The organism is Vibrio sp. VGrn 2, assembly GCF_009361695.1.
Taxonomy (GTDB): domain Bacteria; phylum Pseudomonadota; class Gammaproteobacteria; order Enterobacterales; family Vibrionaceae; genus Vibrio; species Vibrio diabolicus.
This window is the reverse complement of record NZ_RBWD01000004.1, coordinates 181,168-202,858: the sequence shown is the minus strand read 5'-3', so window position 1 is coordinate 202,858 and position 21,691 is coordinate 181,168. Positions and strand designations below refer to the sequence as shown.

General features: G+C 46.7%; 22 protein-coding genes and 1 pseudogene. 18 read left to right on the top strand and 5 right to left on the bottom strand.

Annotated elements, in window-relative coordinates; genetic code table 11:
* Positions 1-20 precede the first annotated feature (20 nt).
* The 5 genes and pseudogenes from D8S93_RS09575 to D8S93_RS25015 all read left to right on the top strand — a co-directional run.
* Positions 21-1,847 (top strand): extracellular solute-binding protein, encoded by a 1,827-nt coding sequence (locus tag D8S93_RS09575; protein WP_005394933.1) that lies wholly within the window; start codon positions 21-23, stop codon positions 1,845-1,847.
* Between the two features lie 9 nt (positions 1,848-1,856).
* The gene (locus tag D8S93_RS09570; protein WP_005394932.1) at positions 1,857-2,714 is read left to right on the top strand and encodes an ABC transporter ATP-binding protein; all 858 of its coding nucleotides are present in this window, start codon (positions 1,857-1,859) and stop codon (positions 2,712-2,714) included.
* A 35-nt stretch (positions 2,715-2,749) separates the two neighbouring features.
* The gene (locus tag D8S93_RS09565; protein ID WP_005394930.1) at positions 2,750-3,589 is read left to right on the top strand and encodes an ABC transporter ATP-binding protein; all 840 of its coding nucleotides are present in this window, start codon (positions 2,750-2,752) and stop codon (positions 3,587-3,589) included.
* A 166-nt stretch (positions 3,590-3,755) separates the two neighbouring features.
* On the top strand, positions 3,756-4,181 hold the full coding sequence (locus D8S93_RS09560; RefSeq protein ID WP_012841209.1) for a phosphate-starvation-inducible protein PsiE: 426 nt from the start codon (positions 3,756-3,758) through the stop codon (positions 4,179-4,181).
* Positions 4,182-4,421: 240 nt separating this feature from the next.
* Positions 4,422-4,508 (top strand): annotated as a pseudogene (locus D8S93_RS25015) (transcription elongation factor GreB); the annotation flags it as partial.
* Positions 4,509-4,548: 40 nt separating this feature from the next.
* Here D8S93_RS25015 and D8S93_RS09550 read toward each other — a convergent pair.
* Positions 4,549-5,331, bottom strand: a complete 783-nt coding sequence (locus D8S93_RS09550) for an AraC family transcriptional regulator (protein ID WP_319802976.1) — start codon at positions 5,329-5,331, stop codon at positions 4,549-4,551.
* 168 nt (positions 5,332-5,499) lie between these two features.
* Between D8S93_RS09550 and D8S93_RS09545 the strand changes: the two genes are divergently transcribed.
* From D8S93_RS09545 to D8S93_RS09535, 3 genes are all read left to right on the top strand, one after another.
* Positions 5,500-6,459 (top strand): ornithine cyclodeaminase family protein, encoded by a 960-nt coding sequence (locus D8S93_RS09545; protein WP_152812941.1) that lies wholly within the window; start codon positions 5,500-5,502, stop codon positions 6,457-6,459.
* Positions 6,460-6,593: 134 nt separating this feature from the next.
* Positions 6,594-8,078: a Na+/H+ antiporter NhaC gene (nhaC, locus tag D8S93_RS09540; protein WP_152812939.1), complete on the top strand. Its 1,485-nt coding sequence runs from the start codon at positions 6,594-6,596 to the stop codon at positions 8,076-8,078.
* Between the two features lie 41 nt (positions 8,079-8,119).
* Positions 8,120-9,403 carry an NAD(P)/FAD-dependent oxidoreductase gene (locus D8S93_RS09535; protein WP_152812937.1) on the top strand — a complete coding sequence of 428 codons (1,284 nt, stop codon included), beginning with the start codon at positions 8,120-8,122 and terminating at the stop codon, positions 9,401-9,403.
* 225 nt (positions 9,404-9,628) lie between these two features.
* Here D8S93_RS09535 and D8S93_RS09530 read toward each other — a convergent pair whose 3' ends face one another.
* Positions 9,629-10,495 (bottom strand): YicC/YloC family endoribonuclease, encoded by an 867-nt coding sequence (locus tag D8S93_RS09530; RefSeq protein ID WP_005395766.1) that lies wholly within the window; start codon positions 10,493-10,495, stop codon positions 9,629-9,631.
* A gap of 184 nt (positions 10,496-10,679) precedes the next feature.
* On the opposite strand from D8S93_RS09530, the gene rph reads away from it, so the two are divergent.
* Complete coding sequence (rph, locus tag D8S93_RS09520; protein WP_104971148.1) at positions 10,680-11,396, top strand: ribonuclease PH; 717 nt, start codon at positions 10,680-10,682, stop codon at positions 11,394-11,396.
* Between the two features lie 104 nt (positions 11,397-11,500).
* Positions 11,501-12,142 (top strand): orotate phosphoribosyltransferase, encoded by a 642-nt coding sequence (gene pyrE / locus D8S93_RS09515; RefSeq protein WP_152812935.1) that lies wholly within the window; start codon positions 11,501-11,503, stop codon positions 12,140-12,142.
* An 85-nt stretch (positions 12,143-12,227) separates the two neighbouring features.
* On the opposite strand, the gene D8S93_RS09510 is transcribed toward pyrE, so the two are convergent.
* From D8S93_RS09510 to coaBC, 3 genes are all read right to left on the bottom strand, one after another.
* Positions 12,228-13,178 carry a Kdo(2)-lipid IV(A) acyltransferase gene (locus D8S93_RS09510; RefSeq protein WP_152812933.1) on the bottom strand — a complete coding sequence of 317 codons (951 nt, stop codon included), beginning with the start codon at positions 13,176-13,178 and terminating at the stop codon, positions 12,228-12,230.
* A gap of 6 nt (positions 13,179-13,184) precedes the next feature.
* Positions 13,185-13,775, bottom strand: a complete 591-nt coding sequence (slmA, locus tag D8S93_RS09505) for a nucleoid occlusion factor SlmA (protein ID WP_005395778.1) — start codon at positions 13,773-13,775, stop codon at positions 13,185-13,187.
* A 171-nt stretch (positions 13,776-13,946) separates the two neighbouring features.
* Positions 13,947-15,146, bottom strand: coding sequence for a bifunctional phosphopantothenoylcysteine decarboxylase/phosphopantothenate--cysteine ligase CoaBC (gene coaBC / locus D8S93_RS09500; protein WP_152812930.1), 1,200 nt, complete (start codon positions 15,144-15,146; stop codon positions 13,947-13,949).
* 192 nt (positions 15,147-15,338) lie between these two features.
* Between coaBC and D8S93_RS09495 the strand changes: the two genes are divergently transcribed.
* The 8 genes from D8S93_RS09495 to D8S93_RS09460 all read left to right on the top strand — a co-directional run bounded on the left by D8S93_RS09495 (position 15,339) and on the right by D8S93_RS09460 (position 21,679).
* The gene (locus D8S93_RS09495) at positions 15,339-17,012 is read left to right on the top strand and encodes a methyl-accepting chemotaxis protein (protein ID WP_152812928.1); all 1,674 of its coding nucleotides are present in this window, start codon (positions 15,339-15,341) and stop codon (positions 17,010-17,012) included.
* Between the two features lie 114 nt (positions 17,013-17,126).
* Entirely contained in the window at positions 17,127-17,801 is a 675-nt protein-coding gene (gene radC, locus D8S93_RS09490; RefSeq protein ID WP_005395784.1) for a RadC family protein, read from the top strand.
* Positions 17,802-18,103: 302 nt separating this feature from the next.
* Positions 18,104-18,340, top strand: coding sequence for a 50S ribosomal protein L28 (rpmB, locus tag D8S93_RS09485; protein ID WP_005384783.1), 237 nt, complete (start codon positions 18,104-18,106; stop codon positions 18,338-18,340).
* A gap of 13 nt (positions 18,341-18,353) precedes the next feature.
* A complete protein-coding gene (gene rpmG / locus D8S93_RS09480) occupies positions 18,354-18,524 on the top strand; it encodes a 50S ribosomal protein L33 (protein WP_004410866.1) in 171 nt (56 codons plus the stop codon).
* Between the two features lie 275 nt (positions 18,525-18,799).
* Positions 18,800-19,276 (top strand): hypothetical protein, encoded by a 477-nt coding sequence (locus tag D8S93_RS09475; protein ID WP_031777180.1) that lies wholly within the window; start codon positions 18,800-18,802, stop codon positions 19,274-19,276.
* 102 nt (positions 19,277-19,378) lie between these two features.
* Positions 19,379-20,188, top strand: a complete 810-nt coding sequence (gene mutM, locus D8S93_RS09470) for a bifunctional DNA-formamidopyrimidine glycosylase/DNA-(apurinic or apyrimidinic site) lyase (protein ID WP_152812926.1) — start codon at positions 19,379-19,381, stop codon at positions 20,186-20,188.
* An 86-nt stretch (positions 20,189-20,274) separates the two neighbouring features.
* Positions 20,275-20,757 (top strand): pantetheine-phosphate adenylyltransferase, encoded by a 483-nt coding sequence (coaD, locus tag D8S93_RS09465; RefSeq protein WP_005395788.1) that lies wholly within the window; start codon positions 20,275-20,277, stop codon positions 20,755-20,757.
* On the top strand, positions 20,744-21,679 hold the full coding sequence (locus tag D8S93_RS09460; RefSeq protein ID WP_152812924.1) for a glycosyl transferase family 90: 936 nt from the start codon (positions 20,744-20,746) through the stop codon (positions 21,677-21,679). The genes coaD and D8S93_RS09460 overlap by 14 nt, the downstream gene beginning before the upstream one ends.
* Positions 21,680-21,691: the final 12 nt, after the last annotated feature.

The following is a 21,691-nucleotide window of genomic DNA, read 5'->3' as shown; positions in this document are numbered from 1 at the left end:
ACATAAAAAAGGGAAGTTTTATGAAGAAATTATTTTTAGCGTCCACGCTGAGCGCCCTGAGTTTTGGTGCAATGTCAGCAACGCTTCCGACTGACTTAAACTGGCAAACAAACTGGGATGAGCCTCAATATGGTTCGCCTGAAGCGAAACGTGGAGGGACCTATCGCACCTTCATGTCAAGTTTTCCACAGACGTTACGTAGTGTTGGCCCAGACGCTAATGCGGGGTTGCGTTCCTTTATCTTGGATGAAACCCCTGGATTGGTGGTTCGCCACCCAGACACTTTAGAGTTCATCCCTGAACTTGCTAATGAGTGGGCGTTAGCTGGCGACAATAAAACCGTTTATTTCAAACTCAATCCAGAAGCCAAATGGTCGGACGGCAAGCCTGTGACTGCCGACGATTTTGTATTCATGCTTAAGTTTTATCGTTCTAAGGATATCCTAGAACCTTGGTACAACGATTATTACAACAAAACCATTGCGGACGTTATTAAGTACGACGCTCATACGTTTGCTGTTAAGGCCGCGAAAGAGTTCAATCCGGAAGAATTGTTGCTAAGAATGGGGGCTTTACGCCCACGTCCCGCACACTTTTATGCCAACCCTTCAAAGGATGAAAATGGTGATGGTATTCACGACAACTTTGTCCGTTACTACAACTTTAAGAGTGAACCAACGACCAGTGCGTACTACCTAGATGATATCAAAAAAGGTAGAAGCGTGACTTTCAAACATGTTGGCGAAGATTGGTGGGGTTACAGCAATAAGTACTACCAAAATCGCTACAATGTCGACAAGATTCGCATCACGGTGATCCGCGATAGCGATATTGCGATGAAGCATTTTGAAAAGGGTAAGTTGGATGCATTTGGTCTGGTTCTGCCAAGTCTATGGCACGATAAATCGAACACAGAACCGTACCAAAAAGGCTACATTCAAAAGTTCTGGGGTTACAACCAATTTCCAGTCGGTGCGGGCGGCGTATGGATGAACACCGCGATGCCTTTACTGGATGATTTAAACGTTCGCAAGGGCATTACCTACGCAATTGATTTTGATGGCATGATCGAGAACATCATGCGTGGTGACTACTCCCGTAAGCCAAACCCGACGGGTTATGGCCATGGTAAATACACCCTACCAGACGCGAAAGCACCGAAATTTGACCCAGCCAAAGCGGCCGAGGCATTCGAAGCCGCAGGCTTTAACAAAATTGGTTCCGATGGTATTCGTGTCAATGATAAAGGTGAGCGTTTAAGCTTCGAGCTGACCTACGGAACACCTGTTCATACTCCTCGTATTGCTTTTTTGCGTGAGCAAGCCAAGCTAGCAGGGTTGGATATTGAGCTCAAGTTGGTTGATGGCTCATCCATGTTCAAATACGTCCGTGAGAAAAAGCACGATTTGGCTTTCTTAGATATGGGTACGTCCGAGATCCCAACGTATTGGGAGTACTTCCATTCAGTCAATGCGAACAAGCCGCAAACTAACTCTTTCACAAACTACAGCACGCCAGAGCTGGATGAAAAGATCATCGAGTATCGTTTTAGCATGGATATGGATAAAAAGATCCAGCTAGGTCATGAGATTCAGCGTGACATCATTGATGCGCACGTTATCGTAACAGGCTACATGATTCCTTATGTCCGCTACGGTCACTGGCGCTGGCTAAAGTTTCCTGATAAGCCAATGAATCGCATGACAGAGGCGTTGTTCAGTGGTGGCATCATAGGGGATGGCACTTACTGGATTGATAGCGATATCAAGAAAGAAACCAAACAAGCGATGAAATCAGGCAAAGCTTTTGAACCTGTCGTCGTCGTAGATGACACTTATAAGCTGTAAGGATTGGTTATGGAAAACGATGTAATCCTAAGTGTTAAAGATCTCGAAGTTGAATTCACCACCGATGATGGACCAGTGAAGGTGCTGCATGGTGTGAACTTTGATGTGAGAGCTGGACGTACACTCGGTCTGGTGGGAGAGTCAGGCAGTGGTAAGAGCGTAACCTCAATGTCGATCATGGGGCTTTTACCTAAGCCATATGGCAACATCATCAAAGGTGAAGTGAATTATCGCGGCACCAACCTAGTTGATTTGCCTGCGGAAGAGATGTACGCCATGCGTGGCGATCGCATTTCGATCATCTTCCAAGATCCGATGACGGCGCTCAATCCAGTACACACTATTGGTCGTCAAATATGTGAAGTGCTTGAACTCCATCGACCAGAGCTCGACAAAAAGGAGCGGGAGGCTTTCTCGATCGAGATGCTGGCAAAAGTCAAAATCCCAATGCCAGAGAAACGATTGAATGAGTATCCCCATAACCTATCTGGCGGTATGCGCCAGCGTGTAATGATCGCGATGGCGTTGGCCTGTAAGCCGGACATTCTGATTTGTGATGAACCGACTACGGCGTTGGATGTTACGGTTCAGGCGTCTATCCTTGAACTGATGAATGAGCTTCAGGAAGAAACAGGCATGGCGATGATCTTCATCACTCACGACCTCGGGGTTGTGGCAGAAGTGTGTGATGATGTTGCCGTGATGTATGGTGGGCGTATTGTCGAAAAAGCAGAAATTTTTGAGTTGTTTGATAACCCACAGCACCCATACACAGAGCGTTTAATGGGATTGATGCCGAGCTTAGATAATGAGCCGAAGCAGATGATCGATATCAAGCCTATTGATGCCAGTATGTTTGCCAGTTAACTGGGCAAAGTGAACGAGTCATAAAAGAGGATGTTATGGCAAAAGAAGTATTAAGAATTGAAAATCTTAAGCAGCACTTTGTTTCTGGTAAAGGGCTGTTCAAGAAAGGCTACACCATCAAAGCGGTAGACGGGGTTTCACTGTCTGTTTCTGAAGGTGAAACACTGGGACTAGTTGGTGAGTCAGGTTGTGGTAAAAGCACCCTTGGGCGCACGATCTTAAAGTTATACGAGCCAACGGAAGGTAAGATTTTCTTTGAAGGTAAAGACATCACTAAACTGTCTGTCAAAGAGATGCGATCGCTGCGTAAAGACATGCAAATCGTCTTTCAAGACCCAATGGAATCACTCAATCAGCGTCATACCATCGGTATGATTCTAGAAGAACCGTTTGTTATTCATAAAATCGGTACGCCAGCCGAGCGCAAACAGTGGGTAAAAGAGCTTTTAATCAAAGTGGGCTTGCCAGAAACGGCAGTCAACCGCTATCCACATGAGTTTTCAGGCGGCCAACGTCAGCGTATCGGTATTGCTCGTGCGATTGCATTGAAGCCTAAATTACTGATTTGTGACGAATCGGTATCTGCGCTAGATGTATCGGTACAGGCACAAATCTTGAACCTATTACTACAACTGCAACAAGAGATGAACTTGGCGATCATCTTTATCTCTCACGATCTCTCTGTGGTGAAACACGTCTCTGACAAAGTTGCCGTGATGTATTTTGGTAAAGTGGTAGAAGCAGGCAGCGCGAAAGAAATTTATGCAAACCCGCAAAATGAGTACACCAAGAAACTCCTATCTGCGATTCCGATCACCCACCCTAAATATCGGAAGAAAAAGCGCCTGGCTGAAAAAAAGCAGCAAGTGGCGTAAGTGATGCCACAGGTCCTATAACACAAAAACGCTCCGCCAAATAAGCGGAGCGTTTTTATAGGCTTATGTTAGGTCTTGGTGTCGATTGGCGCTTGAGTATTATGATTGATTGAAGATCGTTGCATGCTAAACTCAAGGCCTATCTTATTTGTCTGGATAATGGACCATGCCGTCGAATTTACCGAAATCCTTTAGTCGACCGTTCCTGAAAATCTTCCATATTTTGGAGGCGGTATTATTAGTCTCTATTACCTTGGCGACGCTGTACGCCATGATGCAAGAGTTTGTGCACGTATTTGTAGAGAAGCGTGTCTTACTCACGGATATTCTTTTGATGTTTATCTATCTGGAAGTGCTCGCCATGGTGCAGCAGTTCGTGATGAACGGAAAAATTCCGGTACGCTATCCTATCTATATCGCGATGATGGCGATCGCCCGCTATATCACACTAGGAATGAAAGAACTGGATGCGGTTTTGGTTGTGTGGTTATCTCTGGCAGCGTTTATCTTAGCTGCGGCAACGTTGCTCATCAGAGTCGGGCATCATTATTGGCCCTACGTTGATAACAGAACCTTGGAAAAAGATGAATAAAAGAAAGCCCCGCACTAGCGGGGCTTTTTTGTTTCAATACTCGATGACTTTTGGATCATTCAATATTTTGGAACTGTCTTTTTGAGCGTGTGTTTTTATTAAAAAAAACAAAACATTAAGCTTTTTATTCATATTTGAAGACTTTTTGAATCAGTTTGGACACTAGAAAACTGCATTGTTAATGCTGGTGGCCTGTTCATGGATAGATATACAGGGGCAATGCCCATGAGGGGTCTAAGACTAAAAATAGAAGTCGACGAGGAGTTTAGCGTCAAAACCCCAGAAGGTTACAAAGAGTGGTTTGTGAACGCCATTCGCTACTCATAAATGACGTTGTTCAGCCTGTAGTTAGGCCTAGTGCATACGTTTAGCGCGACTTTCGGCGTACGTCACTAGGCGAGTGCTGAAAGCTGCGTTTGTAGGCACGAGAAAAACTCGACAGCTGCGCAAACCCGACTTCGGCGGCAAGTTCTGTCATAGGCATATGGCTGTTACGCAGCAAAAATTGTGCTTTTTGCATGCGTCTCTGCATCACGTATTTTTGTGGTGTCACTCCAAACTGCCTTTGGCATAAGCAGTAAAAATGGCTTTCGCTGAGGTGCATCGCCTGAGCTAGCTGAGCATTGGTTAACGCCGTCGAAATGTTTTGATCGATATACGTATTCAAATGGCTGGCTTCTAAGCGACGATGCGGGGCTGGTGGTGTGACACTGGATGACATTTGCCCAAGCTGCGTTAAAAATAATGACACGAGCTGGCAGTTTATCTGTGGTGACATTTGCCCCTGACTGATTTTCTGCGCAGCAAAATCCAGCAATATCTGACTTTCTGTCCCCAAGTCTAGGAAGTAAGGCTGCTGAAATACCGATTCCTTTAATGACAAGTTACACGCTTGTTCCAGCGCTTGGATGTAAGGGTCAGCCGGCGCTAAGTCGATGACTAATAACTCACTATCTTCACTTAAGCCATTATAAAAATGGGGGGCATTGTCGGGCACTATCGCCACTGTACCATGCCCTATATTCCCACTTTCGCGTTCAAACTCGCACGCCATTGTGCCTCGCCAGCCTAACAATACCTGAGCGTAGCTGTGCAGGTGTTGGCCCTGGCGTCTGGCAATAACATTTCTTCTTATCTGAGTTTGATTCACAGTGAGTTTCCTAATTGTATCTGCGCGCTTAGTTTCCCCAATGTAGCTTTTCCTTTCCCAAAGTTTTTCAGTTCCGGAGTCTGGGTTAAATACCGCAGAGTCTCGGGCAAATGAATGGCGCGATTAATAGATAAAATAACAATATATTAACAAGGAAGGAAGAATGACATGCAACTTAACCAGCAACAGGTTCGCGACGCACTAGCTTGGCTACCATTGGTCGACGCTTTAAAAGATATTTTTACCCGTGATGTAACGGCGCCTATTCGTCACCATCACACGATGAATGTACCGCAAGACCCTAACGCGACCTTGTTATTAATGCCGGCATGGATTGAAGGCGAGTACTTGGGCGTAAAACAGGTGAATGTCTTTCCGGGGAATTCTGCGCGTAATCAACCTGGACTCAGCAGTCACTATTTACTGAGTTGTGGTCAGACAGGGCAAATGCTGGCTCAGATCGATGGCAATGAGCTCACCGCGCGCAGAACTGCGGCGGCCTCGGCACTGGCTTCTCGTTACCTCTCGCGTGAAACGGCCAGCAAAATGTTGATGGTTGGGGCAGGACGCGTTGCACGACGCCTAGTACCAGCCCATATGAGTGTACGTCCAATTGAAACTGTTCATGTGTGGGATATTAATCCGGCTGCGGCGGAGCAATTGGCTACAGAATTGCGTGATGAGGGCGTTGATGCCATTGCATGCTCCGATGAGCAACTGGAAACGGTCGCGCGCGAAGCCGATCTCATTAGCTGTGCCACGCTTTCAACCGAGCCCCTCATTAAAGGTGAGTGGCTGAAGCCGGGCGCGCACTTAGACTTGGTGGGGAGCTTTACGCCGACAATGCGCGAGACCGACAACGAAGCGTTACAGAGAGCGAATGTATTCGTGGATGTGAAGGCGGCGGCACTGGTTGAAACGGGCGAGTTGATCATGCCTATCCGTGACGGAGCGATTACCGAAGAGAAGATTTTAGCGGACTTTTCGGTGTTGTGTCGTGGCCAACATGCAGGACGTGCAGATCTCGACGAACCAGAAACGGCGATCACGTTGTTTAAATCGGTTGGCGACTCTCGTGAAGATCTGGCGGGCGCGATTCTGGCTTATCAGTCAGTGCAGGGTGCGTAAATCGTAATCAGGCCGACGCATATCTTGGCTTTTCTTTTGCCCTGCTTGCGGCTTTGTTATCCGCTATCAGGCTTTCCATGCGCGCCGCACCTTTTCAGGTGCGGTCCCTCGCGACGTGATTTGGAAAAAGACCTATGACTAAAAAGAACTCAGATTATACGGCGCCGCCACCACTAGGCTTGGCGGTCGTACCGATTATCCTCACTATTGGCTTGTTAGCGACACAGATTTTTTATTATGACGACTTTACTCCACATATCGCGTTAGCGATTGGTTTTGCTATTACCGCGTTAGTTGGCTGGTACCAAGGCCTGCGTTGGCAGGACATCGAATCGGGTGCATTTCGTGTCTTACACGTGGCGATGCCCTCCATTGCGACCCTTATTGTGGTAGGGATGCTGGTGAGTACGTGGATAGCCAGTGGCACGGTGCCAACCCTCATTTATTACGGCTTAGTCTTGATTGAGCCGGAGTGGTTTTTGGCCGCCACCATGCTGTTGTGCTCTTTGGTATCTCTTTCGATTGGTTCGAGTTGGACAACCGTGGGCACGGTCGGGCTGGCGTTGGTTGGAATCGGTTTTGCGTTTGGTATTCCAGCATATTGGACGGCGGGTGCCGTTGTCTCCGGCGCTTTTTTCGGCGACAAGATCTCACCGTTATCGGATACCACTAACCTTGCTGCCGCCGTAACCGAAACCAATGTATTCGCTCATATTCGTAATATGATGCCGACAACCATTCCAGCCATGCTGATCGCTTTGACGCTGTACTCGATTCTTGGTGGTGCAGTGATGGGGGATGCGACCTCTGACGCTCAACAACAGCTACAACAAATCACCGCGATTCAATCGGGCATGGAGAGTCATTTCTCACTCGGTTTGTTGCCTTTACTGCCGCTCTTTGTGGTGATGTTATTGGCGTTCTACAAAATAGCACCGATCCCAGCCCTGTTTATTGGCTTTGTTCTTGGCGCTGGTGTCGCGGTTCATAATTACGATTACAACCTGAATGACATTCTCACGTTTGCCCACAGTGGATACAAGATAGAGACCGGATCGGACGCGTTGGATAATTTGCTAAATCGCGGTGGCGTTACCTCTATGACTTGGGTGATCACTTTGATGATGTTTGCGTTGGCATTTGGTGGTGCACTGGAGCGAACTGGGTGTTTGGAGTCGGTCGTGAATGCCGTGATGAAGTCGACACGAGGTTTCAAAGGGTTACAAACGAATGCCATTCTTACTTCTGTTGCAACCAACGCCGTGTCGGGTGATGTGTACCTCTCGATTGCTTTACCTGGGCGTATGTTTGGTCCGCAATATGACAAGTTGGGCTATAGCCGACTCAACCTTTCCAGAGCGATTGAAGAAGGCGGAACCTTGGTCTCGCCATTGATCCCTTGGAATGCGGGTGGTGCATTTGTGATGGGAACCTTGGGGCTGATTGTCGCACCAGGCGATTACAGTGCTTTGTTGTATGCACCGTTGGCGTTTGCTTGTTGGTTATCACCAGCGATTGGCATCTTATACGCCCAGACAGGGTGGTTCTCAAAGCGTGTGGAGCAAGAGGCGCCAGCAAGCACAGAGCCTGTCTCACCAGCGAGTAGCAGCACCCATTAAACCGTATCCAATCATTCTTTAGCTAAGCCAGTAGGTAGAACATGACACAATCCGCGAAACATACCCCTTTTAACGACAAGCCCACCGTTGCGGTAGTGGGGGCTGGAGTGGTGGGGCTTTGTACCGCCCTAGAAGCACAGCGTCATGGCTTTCAAGTCACTTTGTTTGACAAGGGTTTGCCGGGTGAAGGCGCTTCGTTTGGTAATGCTGGCTATTTAGCAACAGAACTGATTGATCCTCTGGCAACGAAAAAGACACTGGCTGCCGCGCCAAGGATGTGGCTGGATCCCAAGGGGCCGTTGGCCCTTCCTTGGAAATATTTACCCCAAGCCCTGCCTTGGTTGGCGCATTTTGTTCGCTCGGCTTCTTCTGCACGAGTGGAGGCCAGTCGACAAGCGCTCTACCAGCTCAATCAAGCGGCCGTTCCTGCTTGGCAACGCTGCTTGGCTGATATAGGGGCCGAAGAATATCTTGTTCCGTCAGGTTACCTGTTGGTATGGGAGTCAGAAAATAAGTTAGACGAGGCTAAAACGCATGCTGCTTACCTTGCTCAATGGGACATAGAAAGTGTCCTACTGCAGGGCGCACAACTGAGGGAAAAAGAGCCAGAGCTGGCTGAGACTGTCAGTCACGCTCTGTTTTTCCCTAATGCGTGTCGAGTGAAAGATCCTTACTTACTGTCGAAACAACTGTTTGCGGTTTTTCAAGCGCGCGGTGGGTGTTTTGAACAAACAGAAGTGAGTGAAATTCTTCCGCAAGAGAACGCCGTTGGGGTGGTCACAGCGACGAGTCAAAATAGGTTCGAGCACGTGGTGCTTTGCACCGGCGCTTGGGGTAAGCCTCTGTTAGAACAAACAGGGATATCTGTCCCACTTGAAGCGGAGCGCGGATACCACCTGACGATAGAGACTGCCGACATGGAGACGCCGCCACTCCAACATCCGATTGGCTCTGCGGAGCGTAAATTTGTGATGAGCCCTTTGGCGTCTGGTTTAAGGGTGGTTGGGATCACTGAAATAGGTGGCTTGCGTTTACCTGAGTTTGCTCGCAGGTTTAATGTGCTGCGCTATCACAGTAGGCAACTATTGCCACGATTAAACAACCCTGCTCTTAAAGTGAGTGAATGGATGGGACATAGACCGACTTTGGCGGATTCGTTGCCAGTGATAGACCAACACCCGCGTCATCCACGGTTATTGTTTGCCTTTGGGAATCAGCACTTGGGGCTGACTCAAGCCGCCATTAGTGCAGAGTTGGTTATTAGCCTATTGCGCCAAGTGGAGCCTGATTTTGACGTGCAGCCGTATCGGGTAGACCGATTCTAAGGCCCAAAGACAGCAGATAGTAGCGTGATAAAAACGCAGGTCGAATGAAGTGGGCATCTCACATGCAGATTCACACTGGCACATCATTGATATATTGCCACTTGCTTGCGCCTGATTACCCCCCGCAGATTTGTGGTTGATGATCCATGGATGTGTATAGAAGAGCGAAATAAGAAAGCCCTTTTAATTAAGGGCTTTATACATAGGAATGGAACTGGTTGGGATCTATTCTATATTCTGGATCTGCTCACGCATCTGTTCGATCAGAACTTTCAGTTCAACGCCCGATGCGGTGATGTCGGTGCTGATGGATTTCGACGCTAGCGTGTTCGATTCACGGTTGAACTCTTGCATCATGAAGTCCAGACGACGACCCACTGCGCCACCTTTTTTCAGAATGTTTGTGGTTTCTTTTACGTGAGAGTCCAAGCGATCGAGCTCTTCAGCAACATCCGATTTTTGCGCTAGCAAAATCAACTCTTGCTCGATACGAGACGGATCCAGTTCCACTTTAGCGTCTTCGAACTTCGAGAATAGTCGCTCACGTTGCCATTCTAAAATTTCTGGCATGCGCGCACGCACTTTTACGACTTCTGCAGATATGGCGTCTAAACGCTGTTCAATCAGCGCTTTCATGTTCTCGCCTTCACGAGCACGCGCTTCAATAAACTCATCCATTGCGCCATCAAACGCTTCTAGTAGCACTTTATTTACCGCATCCATGTCTTGCTCTGGCGTTTCCATTACCCCCGGCCATTGCATGACTTGAAATGGATTGATTCGGCTCAGTTCACCAGTCATGTGCATGACTTGTTCAGCGGCCTTAATTACCTGGCTAGCAAGCGCTTCGTTGATGCTAAGCTCACCTTTTGCAGCAGGGTTTGCTTCAAAACGCAGATTACATTCCACTTTGCCTCGCGCTAAGCGCTTACGAAAACGCTCGCGTAAAACGGGCTCTAATCCGCGAAATTGTTCTGGCATGCGGAAGTATGTTTCTAAATAACGTTGGTTCACGCTGCGGATTTCCCATACCGCAGAACCCCAGTCGCCTTTTACTTCTTTGCGTGCATACGCTGTCATACTGTAAATCATCGAATTTTCCTGTCTTCATTTTTTGAAAATTACTTCAAGAGTGTATCACGCTGCGTCGATAGGTGCGCGGGATGTATGGATTGTTTATGTTGTGCCTGCGGCGTAACCTATGAATCCGGAATCGATTCCGTTATAATCTTCGCCCAACCAAATCGTCTTCTCCTCATATTTAAGGTAGATGCCCATGCGTCCAAACGATCGCAAGGCGGATCAAGTTCGCCCTATCAAAATTACTCGTAACTACACAGCTTACGCTGAAGGGTCAGTGCTAGTTGAGTTCGGTAACACCAAAGTGTTGTGTAATGCGACCGTCGAAGAATCTGTGCCACGTTGGCTAAAAGGCCAAGGTAAAGGCTGGGTTACAGCTGAATACGGCATGCTACCTCGAGCAACACATTCTCGTACTCGTCGTGAAGCGGCAAGTGGCAAACAAGGCGGCCGTACGATGGAAATTCAGCGTCTTATTGCGCGAAGCCTACGTGCTGTTGTCGATCTAAAAGCCATGGGTGAGTTCATGATCACCGTTGACTGTGACGTTATCCAAGCTGATGGTGGTACGCGTACTGCATCCATCAGCGGCGCAAGCGTTGCAATGGCTGATGCGTTCCAACACCTAGTGGATAGCGGTAAGCTAAAGGCGAATCCAATGAAAGGCCACGTAGCTGCGGTTTCTGTCGGCTTGCTAGGCGATGAAGTATTGTGTGATCTTGAATACGTTGAAGATTCAGCGGCAGACACAGACATGAACGTGGTAATGACCGAAGAAGGCAAGATGATTGAAATTCAGGGCACTGCAGAAGGTGAACCGTTCAGTCACGAACAGCTGATGGCATTGCTCGAGTCGGCGAAAATCGGCATTACGGAAATTGTCGCAGCGCAGAAGGCGGCGTTAGCCAATTGATTTTAATAGCTCCCATTATGGGGGCTATTTTTTTATCTCGACAATAGAGAAATGAATGATTGTCGAGAAGAGACACAAGAAACCAAGGACATAGAGAGAAAATAATGAAAGCATACCAGCGTGAATTTATTGAGTTTGCACTTGAGAAAGAAGTTCTTAAGTTTGGTGAGTTTACTTTGAAATCTGGCCGTAAAAGCCCGTACTTCTTTAACGCTGGTCTTTTCAATACTGGTCGCGATCTCGCACGTCTAGGCCGTTTTTACGCAGCCGCGCTCGCTGATTCTGGCATTGAATTCGATGTACTGTTTGGCCCTGCGTACAAAGGTATTCCTATTGCAACGACAACGGCGGTCGCACTGGCAGATCATCATGACGTCGACACGCCTTACTGTTTCAACCGTAAAGAAGCAAAAGATCATGGCGAAGGTGGCAACCTTGTTGGTTCTGCGTTAGAAGGTCGCATCATGCTGGTGGATGATGTGATTACGGCGGGTACGGCAATCCGTGAATCGATGGAAATTATTAAAGCAAATGGCGCTGACCTTGCGGGTGTGTTGGTTGCTATCGACCGCCAAGAGAAGGGCAAGGGCGAACTTTCTGCGATTCAAGAAGTTGAGCGTGACTTTGGTTGTGCAATCATCTCGATCGTTAGCTTGACTGACCTTGTGACTTTCCTTGAAGAGAAAGGCACAGACAAAGAGCATCTAGAAGCAGTTAAAGCCTATCGCTCGGAATACGGCATTTAATTTGTTACTTTTTCTGAAAAAGTAAAAAGGGCAGATGGATATCAATCTGCCCTTTTTTTGTTTTTGGATTCATCGCCTTGACCACTTACTTGTAGCGAATGCCTTTCTCGACATGCTCATCTTGCATGGTTTTATAGCGTTTATGGAGCCACATCCATTGCTCTGGAGCGCGTAGAATGACCTCTTCCACGTACTTGTTCATATAAGCGGCGGCGGCGACTTCGTCTTTTTGTGGATAGTCGGCTTCAATGCACTTATCGGCGATGACGTCGTATTTCCCTTCGTCATTGCGAAACCCTGAGCCCGGGATGATCGCACATTTTGAGGTATACGCCAGAATGCTCGTACCTGTTGTCGTACACGCATCGTCTACGGCAAAGAAGGGCACAAATACTGATTTTTTGCGACCGTAATCGTGATCCGGCAGATAGAACAGACGCTCACCACTGCGTAATACACGAATCATCTTTTTCACATCTTTACGATCAATCAGTTTATTGCCGTTATGTGTCCGTCCCCAATACTGGATAAAGTTATAAGCAGGATTATTATGCGGACGAAACGCGCCGTACCCGGCCACGCCTAACACGGCGAAAGCACGCGCAGTGATCTCTAGATTAAGAGCATGGACACAACAAAGTAGGACGCCTTTACCTTCTTTGGCTTTTTCACGCAGTGCGCCGAGATCTTTCTCGACGATAAGTTTTTTAAAGCGCCAAGTCGGCCAGAACCAAGTGATTCCGGTTTCTATGAGTGCCATACCGGTATTTTTGAAGTTCTCTTCAACAATATGTTGAATCTCTTCAGGTGTTTTCTCTGGAAAGGCCAATTCTAAGTTACGTTGAGCAACGTGGACACGCTTTTTACCGTAGCGCATGCCAAGTTTACCGAGTGAACGACCTAATGAAAGCAGCAGCCGATAAGGAAGAATATTGACGAGGATGGCCAACAGACCAAAACCAAGCCATACGCCCCAGTTACGAGGGTGAAGAAGCGAAAGAGAAAACTCGGGCTGCGTGTATTTGTCTTTACTCATAATCTTTTACTTTATTTGTGCACTCAAAAGCGCCCAGTACTCGTCAAAGTTTGCAGTCGGCTGGTATTTAAAGTCGCTACGCACAAAGCGGTTTAGGCTACCCTCAACTTGTCCCAGAATTTGCGCGGCTAGGATGCGCTCTTCGACAGGGAAAGACTTCCCTTCACGAATCTTACGTTCACGCAGGATCTGGCGCAATTGTGTTTCTATGCGCTCAAAGAGTTGATTGATGCGTTCACGTAGACGTTCATTTTCAAACATTAGAGCATGGCCCGACAAAATGCGTGTCAGACCAGGGTTACGTTCAGAGAACGCCAAAATCAGGTGCATCACCATACGAATACGCTCTAGAGTATCTTTTTCGTCGTCTAGAATACGGTTGATACGTGTCATCAAGGCTTCTTCAATGAACTCAATCAACCCTTCGAACATGCGCGCTTTACTTGGGAAATGACGATACAGCGCGGCTTCTGAAACGCCGACTTGCTTGGCCAGTTTTGCCGTAGTAATGCGTGAAGCGCCTTCTGTTGATTCAAGCATTTCTGCCAATGCTTGTAAGATCTCTTCACGACGGTTGGATTTTTTACTGCCGGCCATTAGTTACTTCCTTTCAAAATACAAAGTTGAGCGGAGGGGATTATAAGACGCTATTTCGCCTCAAACTAGACCACTAAGGGTGGAATGGGAGATTTAACACCCTTAGTTGTCATGTTTGTACCAAATTTATGCCAGCTTTTGTGAAAAGTTGGCAGGGTTTTCAAACGTTAGTTACATCAAGTGATGCATTTTTTCGAGAATTTTAAAGCTCAATGCTTCTTTTGATTCTAAAGCGAGCGCAAGTTCACCCTCAGACCAGTACAGGGTAATCGCGTTGTCGTTGCTGTTAAATCCTTGCCCTGCAACCGAAACGTCATTCGCACAGATCATATCGAGGTTTTTCTTTGTTAACTTGCCTCGAGCATAGGTCTCTACATCATTGGTTTCAGCCGCAAAACCGACGGTAAACGGACGCTTTTCCGTCATTGCTGCTACAGAAGCAACAATATCAGGATTTTTGACCATATTAATGACCATTTCGTCATTGCCTTCAGTTTTTTTCAACTTTTGAGACGCGATCGTTTGTGGGCGGTAGTCGGCAACAGCAGCGCAGCTAATAAACGCATCATGCTTGTTTGCGTGTGCCATAACGGCTTCGTGCATCTCTTGTGCACTGGAAACATTAATGCGCTCAACACCTACGGGCGTATTTAAACTAACAGGACCGCTCACGAGGGTGACTTTTGCTCCCATCTGCGCTGCGGCGCTCGCCAATGCATAGCCCATTTTCCCGGAGCTATGATTCGTAATGTAACGCACTGGGTCAATCGCTTCGCGAGTTGGGCCAGCGGTGATGAGTATCGACTTACCTTCTAGCAATTTTGGTTGAAAGAACTGTTCACATAGATGCACTAGCTGCATTGGTTCCAGCATTCGACCTGGTCCCACATCACCACAGGCTTGCTCTCCTGCCGCAGGACCCCAGATGTGCATACCGCGACGCGCTAACGTAGCGATGTTCTCTTGGGTTGCGAGATTGCGATACATCTGTTGATTCATCGCAGGAGATACAGCAACAGGGGAATCCGTCGCGAGCACAAGCGTGGTAAGCAAATCGTTCCCCATACCTGCAGACATGCGCGCGATTAAGTCCGCGGTCGCTGGCGCTAGTAGTACTAAATCTGCCCATTTGGCCAATTCAATATGGCCCATAGAGGCTTCCGCCGCTGGGTCTAATAAGCTGTCTGAGACAGGACGGCCCGAAACGGCTTGCATGGTTAAAGGGGTAATGAACTCTTTTGCTGCTTTCGTCATTACCACTTGAACTTGCGCTCCTCTCTCTATGAGGCGACGGGTAAGCTCCGCACATTTATACGCAGCAATACCGCCACTGATGCCGAGTAAAATTTTCTTTCCTGCTAGTGTTTGCATGTGAGATCTCCAATTTGATGACCGGATTTTAACACAATTCAAAGTCTGACCGCCCGAGCATATATAACGAGAAGATAATTCACATCAAACTCCAGAGTATTAATCTGACCGAGGAAGGGAAATTCTCGCCTACCTCACAGACAAGTTGCGCGGAGTTTGCAAGTCTGAAAAGAAAAAGAGGTACTGGAAACCATGGTGTTGAAAAGTCGAAACAAATTGCTGCTGATAGCCCTAATTCCGTTGTTGTTGATCACTACGTTGATCTCAGTGGTGTATTACATCAACAGCAGTAAAAGTTTGGAAGCGGAGCTGGCAAGAGACAGGCAAGAGCTCATCGAAACGAAAAAGAAAGAGTTACAAGCCTACATGATGATGGGTGTGACGGCGATAAAACCGTTATACGACACGGATGTAAATGGAAGTAATAAAGAGGCAGCAAAAGAAATTCTGAAAGCTATGCGCTTTGAAAGCGATGGTTACTTTTTTGCCTACGACTCTCAAGGTGTGAATACGTTACATGCCATCAAACCTTCTTTAGAGGGTAAAAACCTTTACGACTTAAAAGATGAAAATGGGGTCGCAGTTATCGCGGGCTTGATTGATGCTTCTCAAAAAGGGGATGGGTTCCTCTATTTCTCGTGGCACAAACCGACCATTGACGCACAAGCGCCTAAGCTAGGCTATGCAGAATATTTATCGAAATGGGACTGGGTTTTAGGCACTGGTGTTTATATTGATGACATCGACCAGCAAGTTGCGATGCACAGAGAGTTAAAGACTCAAGAGCTAAAAGAGCATACGTTATCTGCCGTGTTGATTTCCGTTGTTGGGTTGATCATCACCAGTATTCTCACCAGTATCGTGGTGTCGAAAGGCATTCAGCCATTACAACATGTCGCGGCGTCATTGAAAGATGTAGCCGCAGGCGGCGGTGACTTAACGGCTCGTTTAAAAGTCGAAAGTCAGGATGAAGTCGGTGAAGTGGCGGCCGCGTTTAATGAGTTTATGGATAAGCTGCACCCACTGATGCAAGACATTCATCGCTCTGCGACGACAGTACAGACCGTTTCTCAAAGCCTGAACACTCAGACCAGCCAAGCGAGCGGTCAAATGCAGGATCACTGTTTAGAGACGGACAAAGTCGTGACGGCAGTGACACAAATGAGTATGACAGCCAAAGAAGTAGCCAGCAATACCAATGCGACCGCGCAGGCGATTGAGGATGCCAACAGTCAAGTTACCGAAGCTCAGCGTGAAGTGGAACAAGCAATTGAAGGCATTACCGAGCTAGTGAGGGAGATAGACAGTACGTCAGATGCAATTTCTGAGTTGAGTTTACAAACCGAAAAAATAACCAAAGTGCTGGATGTGATTGGCGAGATAGCCGAGCAAACGAATTTGTTGGCCCTAAATGCGGCGATTGAAGCGGCTAGAGCCGGTGAGCAAGGCCGAGGGTTTGCCGTCGTTGCGGATGAAGTTCGCTCGCTAGCCAGTCGTACGCAAAATAGTACTCATGAAATTGGTGACATGCTTAAGCAGCTACAAAATGGTGTATCAAGAGCGGTCAGTACGATGTCGGTGAGCCAAAAACGAGGTGTAAAAACGGCGGAAGAATCGGCGCTCATTCAGCAATCTCTTTCTAGTGTTCATCATTCTATCGGAACAATTCGAGATATGGGTATTCAAACCGCGTCTGCTGCCGAAGAGCAAAGTGCGGTTGCAGAAGACATCAACCAAAACTTAGTGGCTATTCAACAGATCGTGAACAACATTAATGAGACGTTGCAGCATGCCGAGTCAATCAGCACGCAGCTATCACAATCTGGAACAGAAATTCACGGCTTGGTTGGCAACTTTAAACTCTGATGAACTGTTAAGTTGCATGGAAAGCACTGATGGTACGAAGAAAGCGAAAGTCATACTCGACTTTCGCTTTTTGTTTTGTGGAATAGGGGTACTTTCCATATAAAGAGACATCAGATGATACTGAAAGCTATGCCAACTGAGTCCATGCCCAGAGAGAAGTTGTTGCAACGAGGACCGCAAGCATTGACCGATGCTGAGCTACTGGCCATCTTCTTGCGCACAGGCACCCGCGGAATGAACGTGATTGAGCTTGCAGACTTCCTTATTCAAGACTTTGGTTCGCTAAGACAACTATTTTCAGCATCAGAGCAAGAGTTTTGTCGTCATAAAGGGTTGGGACAAGCCAAGTATGTTCAGTTGCAAGCGGTACTAGAAATGACGCAGCGCTATCTAGCGGAAACGCTAAAGCGTGGTGACGCCTTAACCAGCCCCGACCAAACTAAGTTATATCTTTCTTCTATTTTAAGGGATCGGCAAAGAGAGGCTTTTTATATTCTTTTTCTCGATAACCAGCACCGAGTGATAAAAGATGAAATTTTATTTGAAGGAACGTTGGATGCCGCGTCGGTGTATCCGAGAGAAGTCGTCAAGCGTGCTCTGCATCATAACGCGGCGGCTTTGATTCTAGCGCACAATCATCCTTCAGGCGTCGCTGAGCCGAGCCAAGCTGACAGAAGGATTACAAGGCGTCTCACCGACGCATTAGCATTGGTGGATATTCGTATTTTGGACCATTTCGTCATCGGAGATGGGGAAAGTGTCTCTTTTGCTGAAAGAGGCTGGATATAACTGTGCGTTTTTTAGGTTGTTAGTTGCTAAAAATCTGCTATCATCCACGCCACTAAATTTTTAACTGAATTCAGCTTGGACTGCTAAAAAAATCTGCTGTCTAAAAAAAGATCACGAAAACCTGTAAAAAGGATCTGTTCGGGTCTTGAGCAATGCATATCAAGTTAGTATAATGCGCGACCTTTGATAGCCTTGTATGGATTTTCCATAGCGGTTCTTAACCTCTAACTTCTTTTCGAGAGATAGAGAGGTTCGGCCACCAAGGTTGATATCGAGCTGAAACGATTTTGGAGAAGACATTCATGTCACGAGTATGCCAAGTAACTGGTAAGCGTCCAGTAACGGGTAACAACCGTTCACACGCACGAAATGCTACTAAGCGTCGTTTTCTGCCGAACCTACAAACTCATCGTTTCTGGGTAGAGAGCGAAAAACGTTTTGTTAAACTACGTCTATCTGCTAAAGGTATGCGCATCATCGACAAGAAAGGTATTGATACTGTTCTTGCAGACATGCGTGCACGTGGCGAAAACGTTTAAGAGGAAATAAGCAATGGCAAAGAAAGGCGTTCGTGAGAAAATCCGTCTAGTATCTTCTGCAGGTACAGGCCACTTCTACACAACTGATAAGAACAAGCGTAACATGCCAGGCAAATTTGAGATCAAAAAGTTTGATCCAGTAGTTCGCCAGCACGTTATGTACAAAGAAGCAAAAATCAAATAATTGGTTTCAGTCTCTTTGATGAATTGAAAAACCCAACTTTCGAGTTGGGTTTTTTATTACCTGAATAAAAAAGTGCTGAAAAAGTGTTCAGTACGTTATCGGATAATAAAGCACTGCTGAAGTCATTTTATCGGTCCGACGCTACACTAGAATTTTTGATTTATCGCTCTCTACCGCTTTGCCACCAATTCTCTACACACTTGCACACCGTTGTTCTAGTCAAGCTCAATACTCTTTGGTAGTTTACTCATAACTATAAGAGAGTAGAGATGGTTATGCGTGTGAGTCCGGCTCGTCGCCGCCGATGGAACAATATTCTTATTCTGGGCATTATCGCGTTTATAGTGATCTTAAATGCGCCGATGTGGATCAAAACTTACCTATTAACAGACCAAGCAGACCCTTACCCAAATGTACTTCGCTCCGACTATACGGTTGAGTCTTTGTACTATAGTGGCTGGGAGTTCGAACTGCATGATGGACGATGGCAATCCAACATCAAAGTCGATGCACCGATCAGTGAACTTGTATCACGTTGGCAATCATTGGAAGGGACCGAGCTTACCTCGGAACAGTACGATCATTTAAAACCTAACCTGACGGTACCTGAAACGGTAGAAGTCTGGTATCAGGATCTCGAAGAGCCGCAGCGGGTGACTTTCTTTCGTTTACCTGATTTCTGGCTATTTAAAACCTGGCAAGACAAATGGGTCGCTATCTCCGTCGATGAAAACTACCTTATGCCAGAGTAGAGCCTTTTTGCGCCTATACCCCTAACAAGCTTTCCTATTTATCGTTTTTCTTTTCGATTATGCTAGCAGCGAGAACTATTAGCCGGTGAATTGGAGAATCTAATGCCTGAGTTGCCAGAAGTTGAAGTCAGTCGTATGGGGATTAGCCCCCACATGGTTGGACAAACGATCCAGTCGTTTACTTTTCGAACGCCTAAATTGCGCTGGGATATTCCTATAGAGCTTAAAAAATTGGAAGGGCAGGTGATCCGTGCGATTAGCCGTCGTGCGAAATACTTACTGATCGAGACAAACACAGGTACAGCCATTGTTCACTTGGGCATGTCGGGGTCTTTACGTGTCCTAGATGCCGACTTTCCGCCAGCAAAGCACGATCATGTGGATCTCAAACTAAGCAGTGGAAAAATACTGCGTTATAACGATCCGCGTCGTTTTGGGGCATGGTTATGGTGTGCTCCTGGCGAGTCACATGCTGTACTAGCAAACATGGGGCCTGAACCATTAACTAAAGAGTTCAATGCGGAATATGTAGCGGAGAAAGCTAAAAATAAGCGTGTTGCCGTCAAGCAGTTCATCATGGACAACAAAGTCGTGGTTGGTGTCGGGAACATCTACGCGAATGAGTCGTTGTTTAAATCTCGAATTCACCCTTCAAGGCCCGCAGGTAAGCTGACTTCTCAAGAGTGGGGGTTACTTGTTGAAAATATCAAAATGACACTTGAGATTGCCATTACGCAAGGTGGGACTACGCTGAAAGACTTTGCGCAAGCCGATGGAAAGCCGGGTTACTTTGCACAAGAGTTACTCGTTTACGGAAAAGCCGGAGAGCCATGCCCAGAATGCGGCGAACGACTTCAAGAGCTAAAAATAGGGCAGCGTAATACCTTCTTTTGTGGTGAGTGTCAGAAGTAAGACGAGCTAATATCGAGCTTAAGTTGTTGTAATCTTGCGCTAGAGCCTCAATAATTCAATCAGTTTCGAATAACTTAGTAAATTATATGAAAGTCATTTATCCGGGCACTTTTGATCCAGTGACTAATGGTCACCTCAATCTAATAGAACGTACTCACGAAATGTTTGATGAGGTTGTGATTGGCGTAGCCGCAAGCCCATCGAAGAACACCATGTTTTCATTGGAAGAGCGCGTTGCACTGATGCAGGACGTTGTAGCGCATTTACCTGGTGTGACGGTAAAGGGGTTCTCTGGGTTATTAGTGGATTTCGCGAGAGATGAGCAAGCTAAGGTTCTTATTCGTGGTTTGCGAACAACGGTAGACTTTGAATACGAGTTTGGACTGACCAACATGTATCGAAAGCTATTACCAGGTATCGAAAGTGTATTTTTGACACCTGAAGAAGAGTTTGCGTTTCTATCGTCGACTATCGTGAGAGAAGTGGCCATTCATGGCGGAAGTATCGATCAGTTCGTTCCCAAGCCAGTAGCCATCGCGATTGGGGAAAAACTGAATGAAAGACAGTAAATTCCCTTATTATTTCTCAAACGCTCTCTCGATACTTATCCCTCGTTTTGTATATCGAGCACAAGCAAAGCGTTTACTTTCGAATTTAACTGAAGCCGAGAAGCAACTCTGCCTTGAGCGGGTGAACTATTACAACAAGTGTGAAACGCCGTTTTCAGTCGATAGCCGAGAACAAAGTTACGCGACTGTCGATACATTTAAAAAAACGAAAGGTTGGACGTATTTTTTCGATCTTCGCCAAGTTGTACGCTATTTCCCTTCCAGTTTTGCGTTTAACTACATCAACGGTGATGTTACACACATTCCCAATGTACCGAGCTTTATAAAAAGCCGCCCTATTTTTGGTAGCAACCAAAATTCAGTGGTATTGAAACTCAACCAAGTTCGTCATTTTAAATTTGTTGATGATCCTGTTCGCTATCAAGATAAAAAGGACATGGTCGCTTGGCGTGGTGTGGGTTTTCAGCCTCATCGTCAAAAGGTGATTCATGCGTTTCATAACCATCCGCAATGCAACATTGGCCAGACCCGCCCGGTAGAAGGGCAGCCTTGGGAAAAAGGCTTTATGAGCATTGAGGAGCAACTTCAATACAAGTTCTTGTTGTGTATAGAAGGCAATGATGTGGCCACCAACCTTAAGTGGGCTATGTCGTCTAACTCCTTGGTTATTATGTCAAAGCCAAAATATGAGACTTGGTTTATGGAAGGTAAGTTAGAGGCTGGTGTCCACTATGTTGAAGTGAAGGATGACTATTCGGATTTGCCCGAAAAGATGGATTATTACCTAGCGAATGAGCAAGAAGCATTAGCGATCATTGAAAATGCGCACCAGTGGGTTGAGCTGTTCAAAGATAAACGTAAAGAGCGTTTGATCTCATTGATGGTTGCCGATAAGTACTTCGCTTTATCTCAGCAACAATAAAAAAGGGGCGTT

Bases quoted from the DNA above. Each gene is read 5' to 3' on its own strand.
- D8S93_RS09575 (WP_005394933.1), top strand. From the start codon at position 21: ATGAAGAAATTATTTTTAGCGTCCACGCTGAGCGCCCTGAGTTTTGGT.
- D8S93_RS09570 (WP_005394932.1), top strand. From the start codon at position 1,857: ATGGAAAACGATGTAATCCTAAGTGTTAAAGATCTCGAAGTTGAATTC.
- D8S93_RS09565 (WP_005394930.1), top strand. From the start codon at position 2,750: ATGGCAAAAGAAGTATTAAGAATTGAAAATCTTAAGCAGCACTTTGTT.
- D8S93_RS09560 (WP_012841209.1), top strand. From the start codon at position 3,756: ATGCCGTCGAATTTACCGAAATCCTTTAGTCGACCGTTCCTGAAAATC.
- D8S93_RS09545 (WP_152812941.1), top strand. From the start codon at position 5,500: ATGCAACTTAACCAGCAACAGGTTCGCGACGCACTAGCTTGGCTACCA.
- nhaC (WP_152812939.1), top strand. From the start codon at position 6,594: ATGACTAAAAAGAACTCAGATTATACGGCGCCGCCACCACTAGGCTTG.
- D8S93_RS09535 (WP_152812937.1), top strand. From the start codon at position 8,120: ATGACACAATCCGCGAAACATACCCCTTTTAACGACAAGCCCACCGTT.
- D8S93_RS09530 (WP_005395766.1), bottom strand. From the start codon at position 10,495: ATGATTTACAGTATGACAGCGTATGCACGCAAAGAAGTAAAAGGCGAC.
- rph (WP_104971148.1), top strand. From the start codon at position 10,680: ATGCGTCCAAACGATCGCAAGGCGGATCAAGTTCGCCCTATCAAAATT.
- pyrE (WP_152812935.1), top strand. From the start codon at position 11,501: ATGAAAGCATACCAGCGTGAATTTATTGAGTTTGCACTTGAGAAAGAA.
- D8S93_RS09510 (WP_152812933.1), bottom strand. From the start codon at position 13,178: ATGAGTAAAGACAAATACACGCAGCCCGAGTTTTCTCTTTCGCTTCTT.
- slmA (WP_005395778.1), bottom strand. From the start codon at position 13,775: ATGGCCGGCAGTAAAAAATCCAACCGTCGTGAAGAGATCTTACAAGCA.
- coaBC (WP_152812930.1), bottom strand. From the start codon at position 15,146: ATGCAAACACTAGCAGGAAAGAAAATTTTACTCGGCATCAGTGGCGGT.
- D8S93_RS09495 (WP_152812928.1), top strand. From the start codon at position 15,339: ATGGTGTTGAAAAGTCGAAACAAATTGCTGCTGATAGCCCTAATTCCG.
- radC (WP_005395784.1), top strand. From the start codon at position 17,127: ATGATACTGAAAGCTATGCCAACTGAGTCCATGCCCAGAGAGAAGTTG.
- rpmB (WP_005384783.1), top strand. From the start codon at position 18,104: ATGTCACGAGTATGCCAAGTAACTGGTAAGCGTCCAGTAACGGGTAAC.
- rpmG (WP_004410866.1), top strand. From the start codon at position 18,354: ATGGCAAAGAAAGGCGTTCGTGAGAAAATCCGTCTAGTATCTTCTGCA.
- D8S93_RS09475 (WP_031777180.1), top strand. From the start codon at position 18,800: ATGCGTGTGAGTCCGGCTCGTCGCCGCCGATGGAACAATATTCTTATT.
- mutM (WP_152812926.1), top strand. From the start codon at position 19,379: ATGCCTGAGTTGCCAGAAGTTGAAGTCAGTCGTATGGGGATTAGCCCC.
- coaD (WP_005395788.1), top strand. From the start codon at position 20,275: ATGAAAGTCATTTATCCGGGCACTTTTGATCCAGTGACTAATGGTCAC.
- D8S93_RS09460 (WP_152812924.1), top strand. From the start codon at position 20,744: ATGAAAGACAGTAAATTCCCTTATTATTTCTCAAACGCTCTCTCGATA.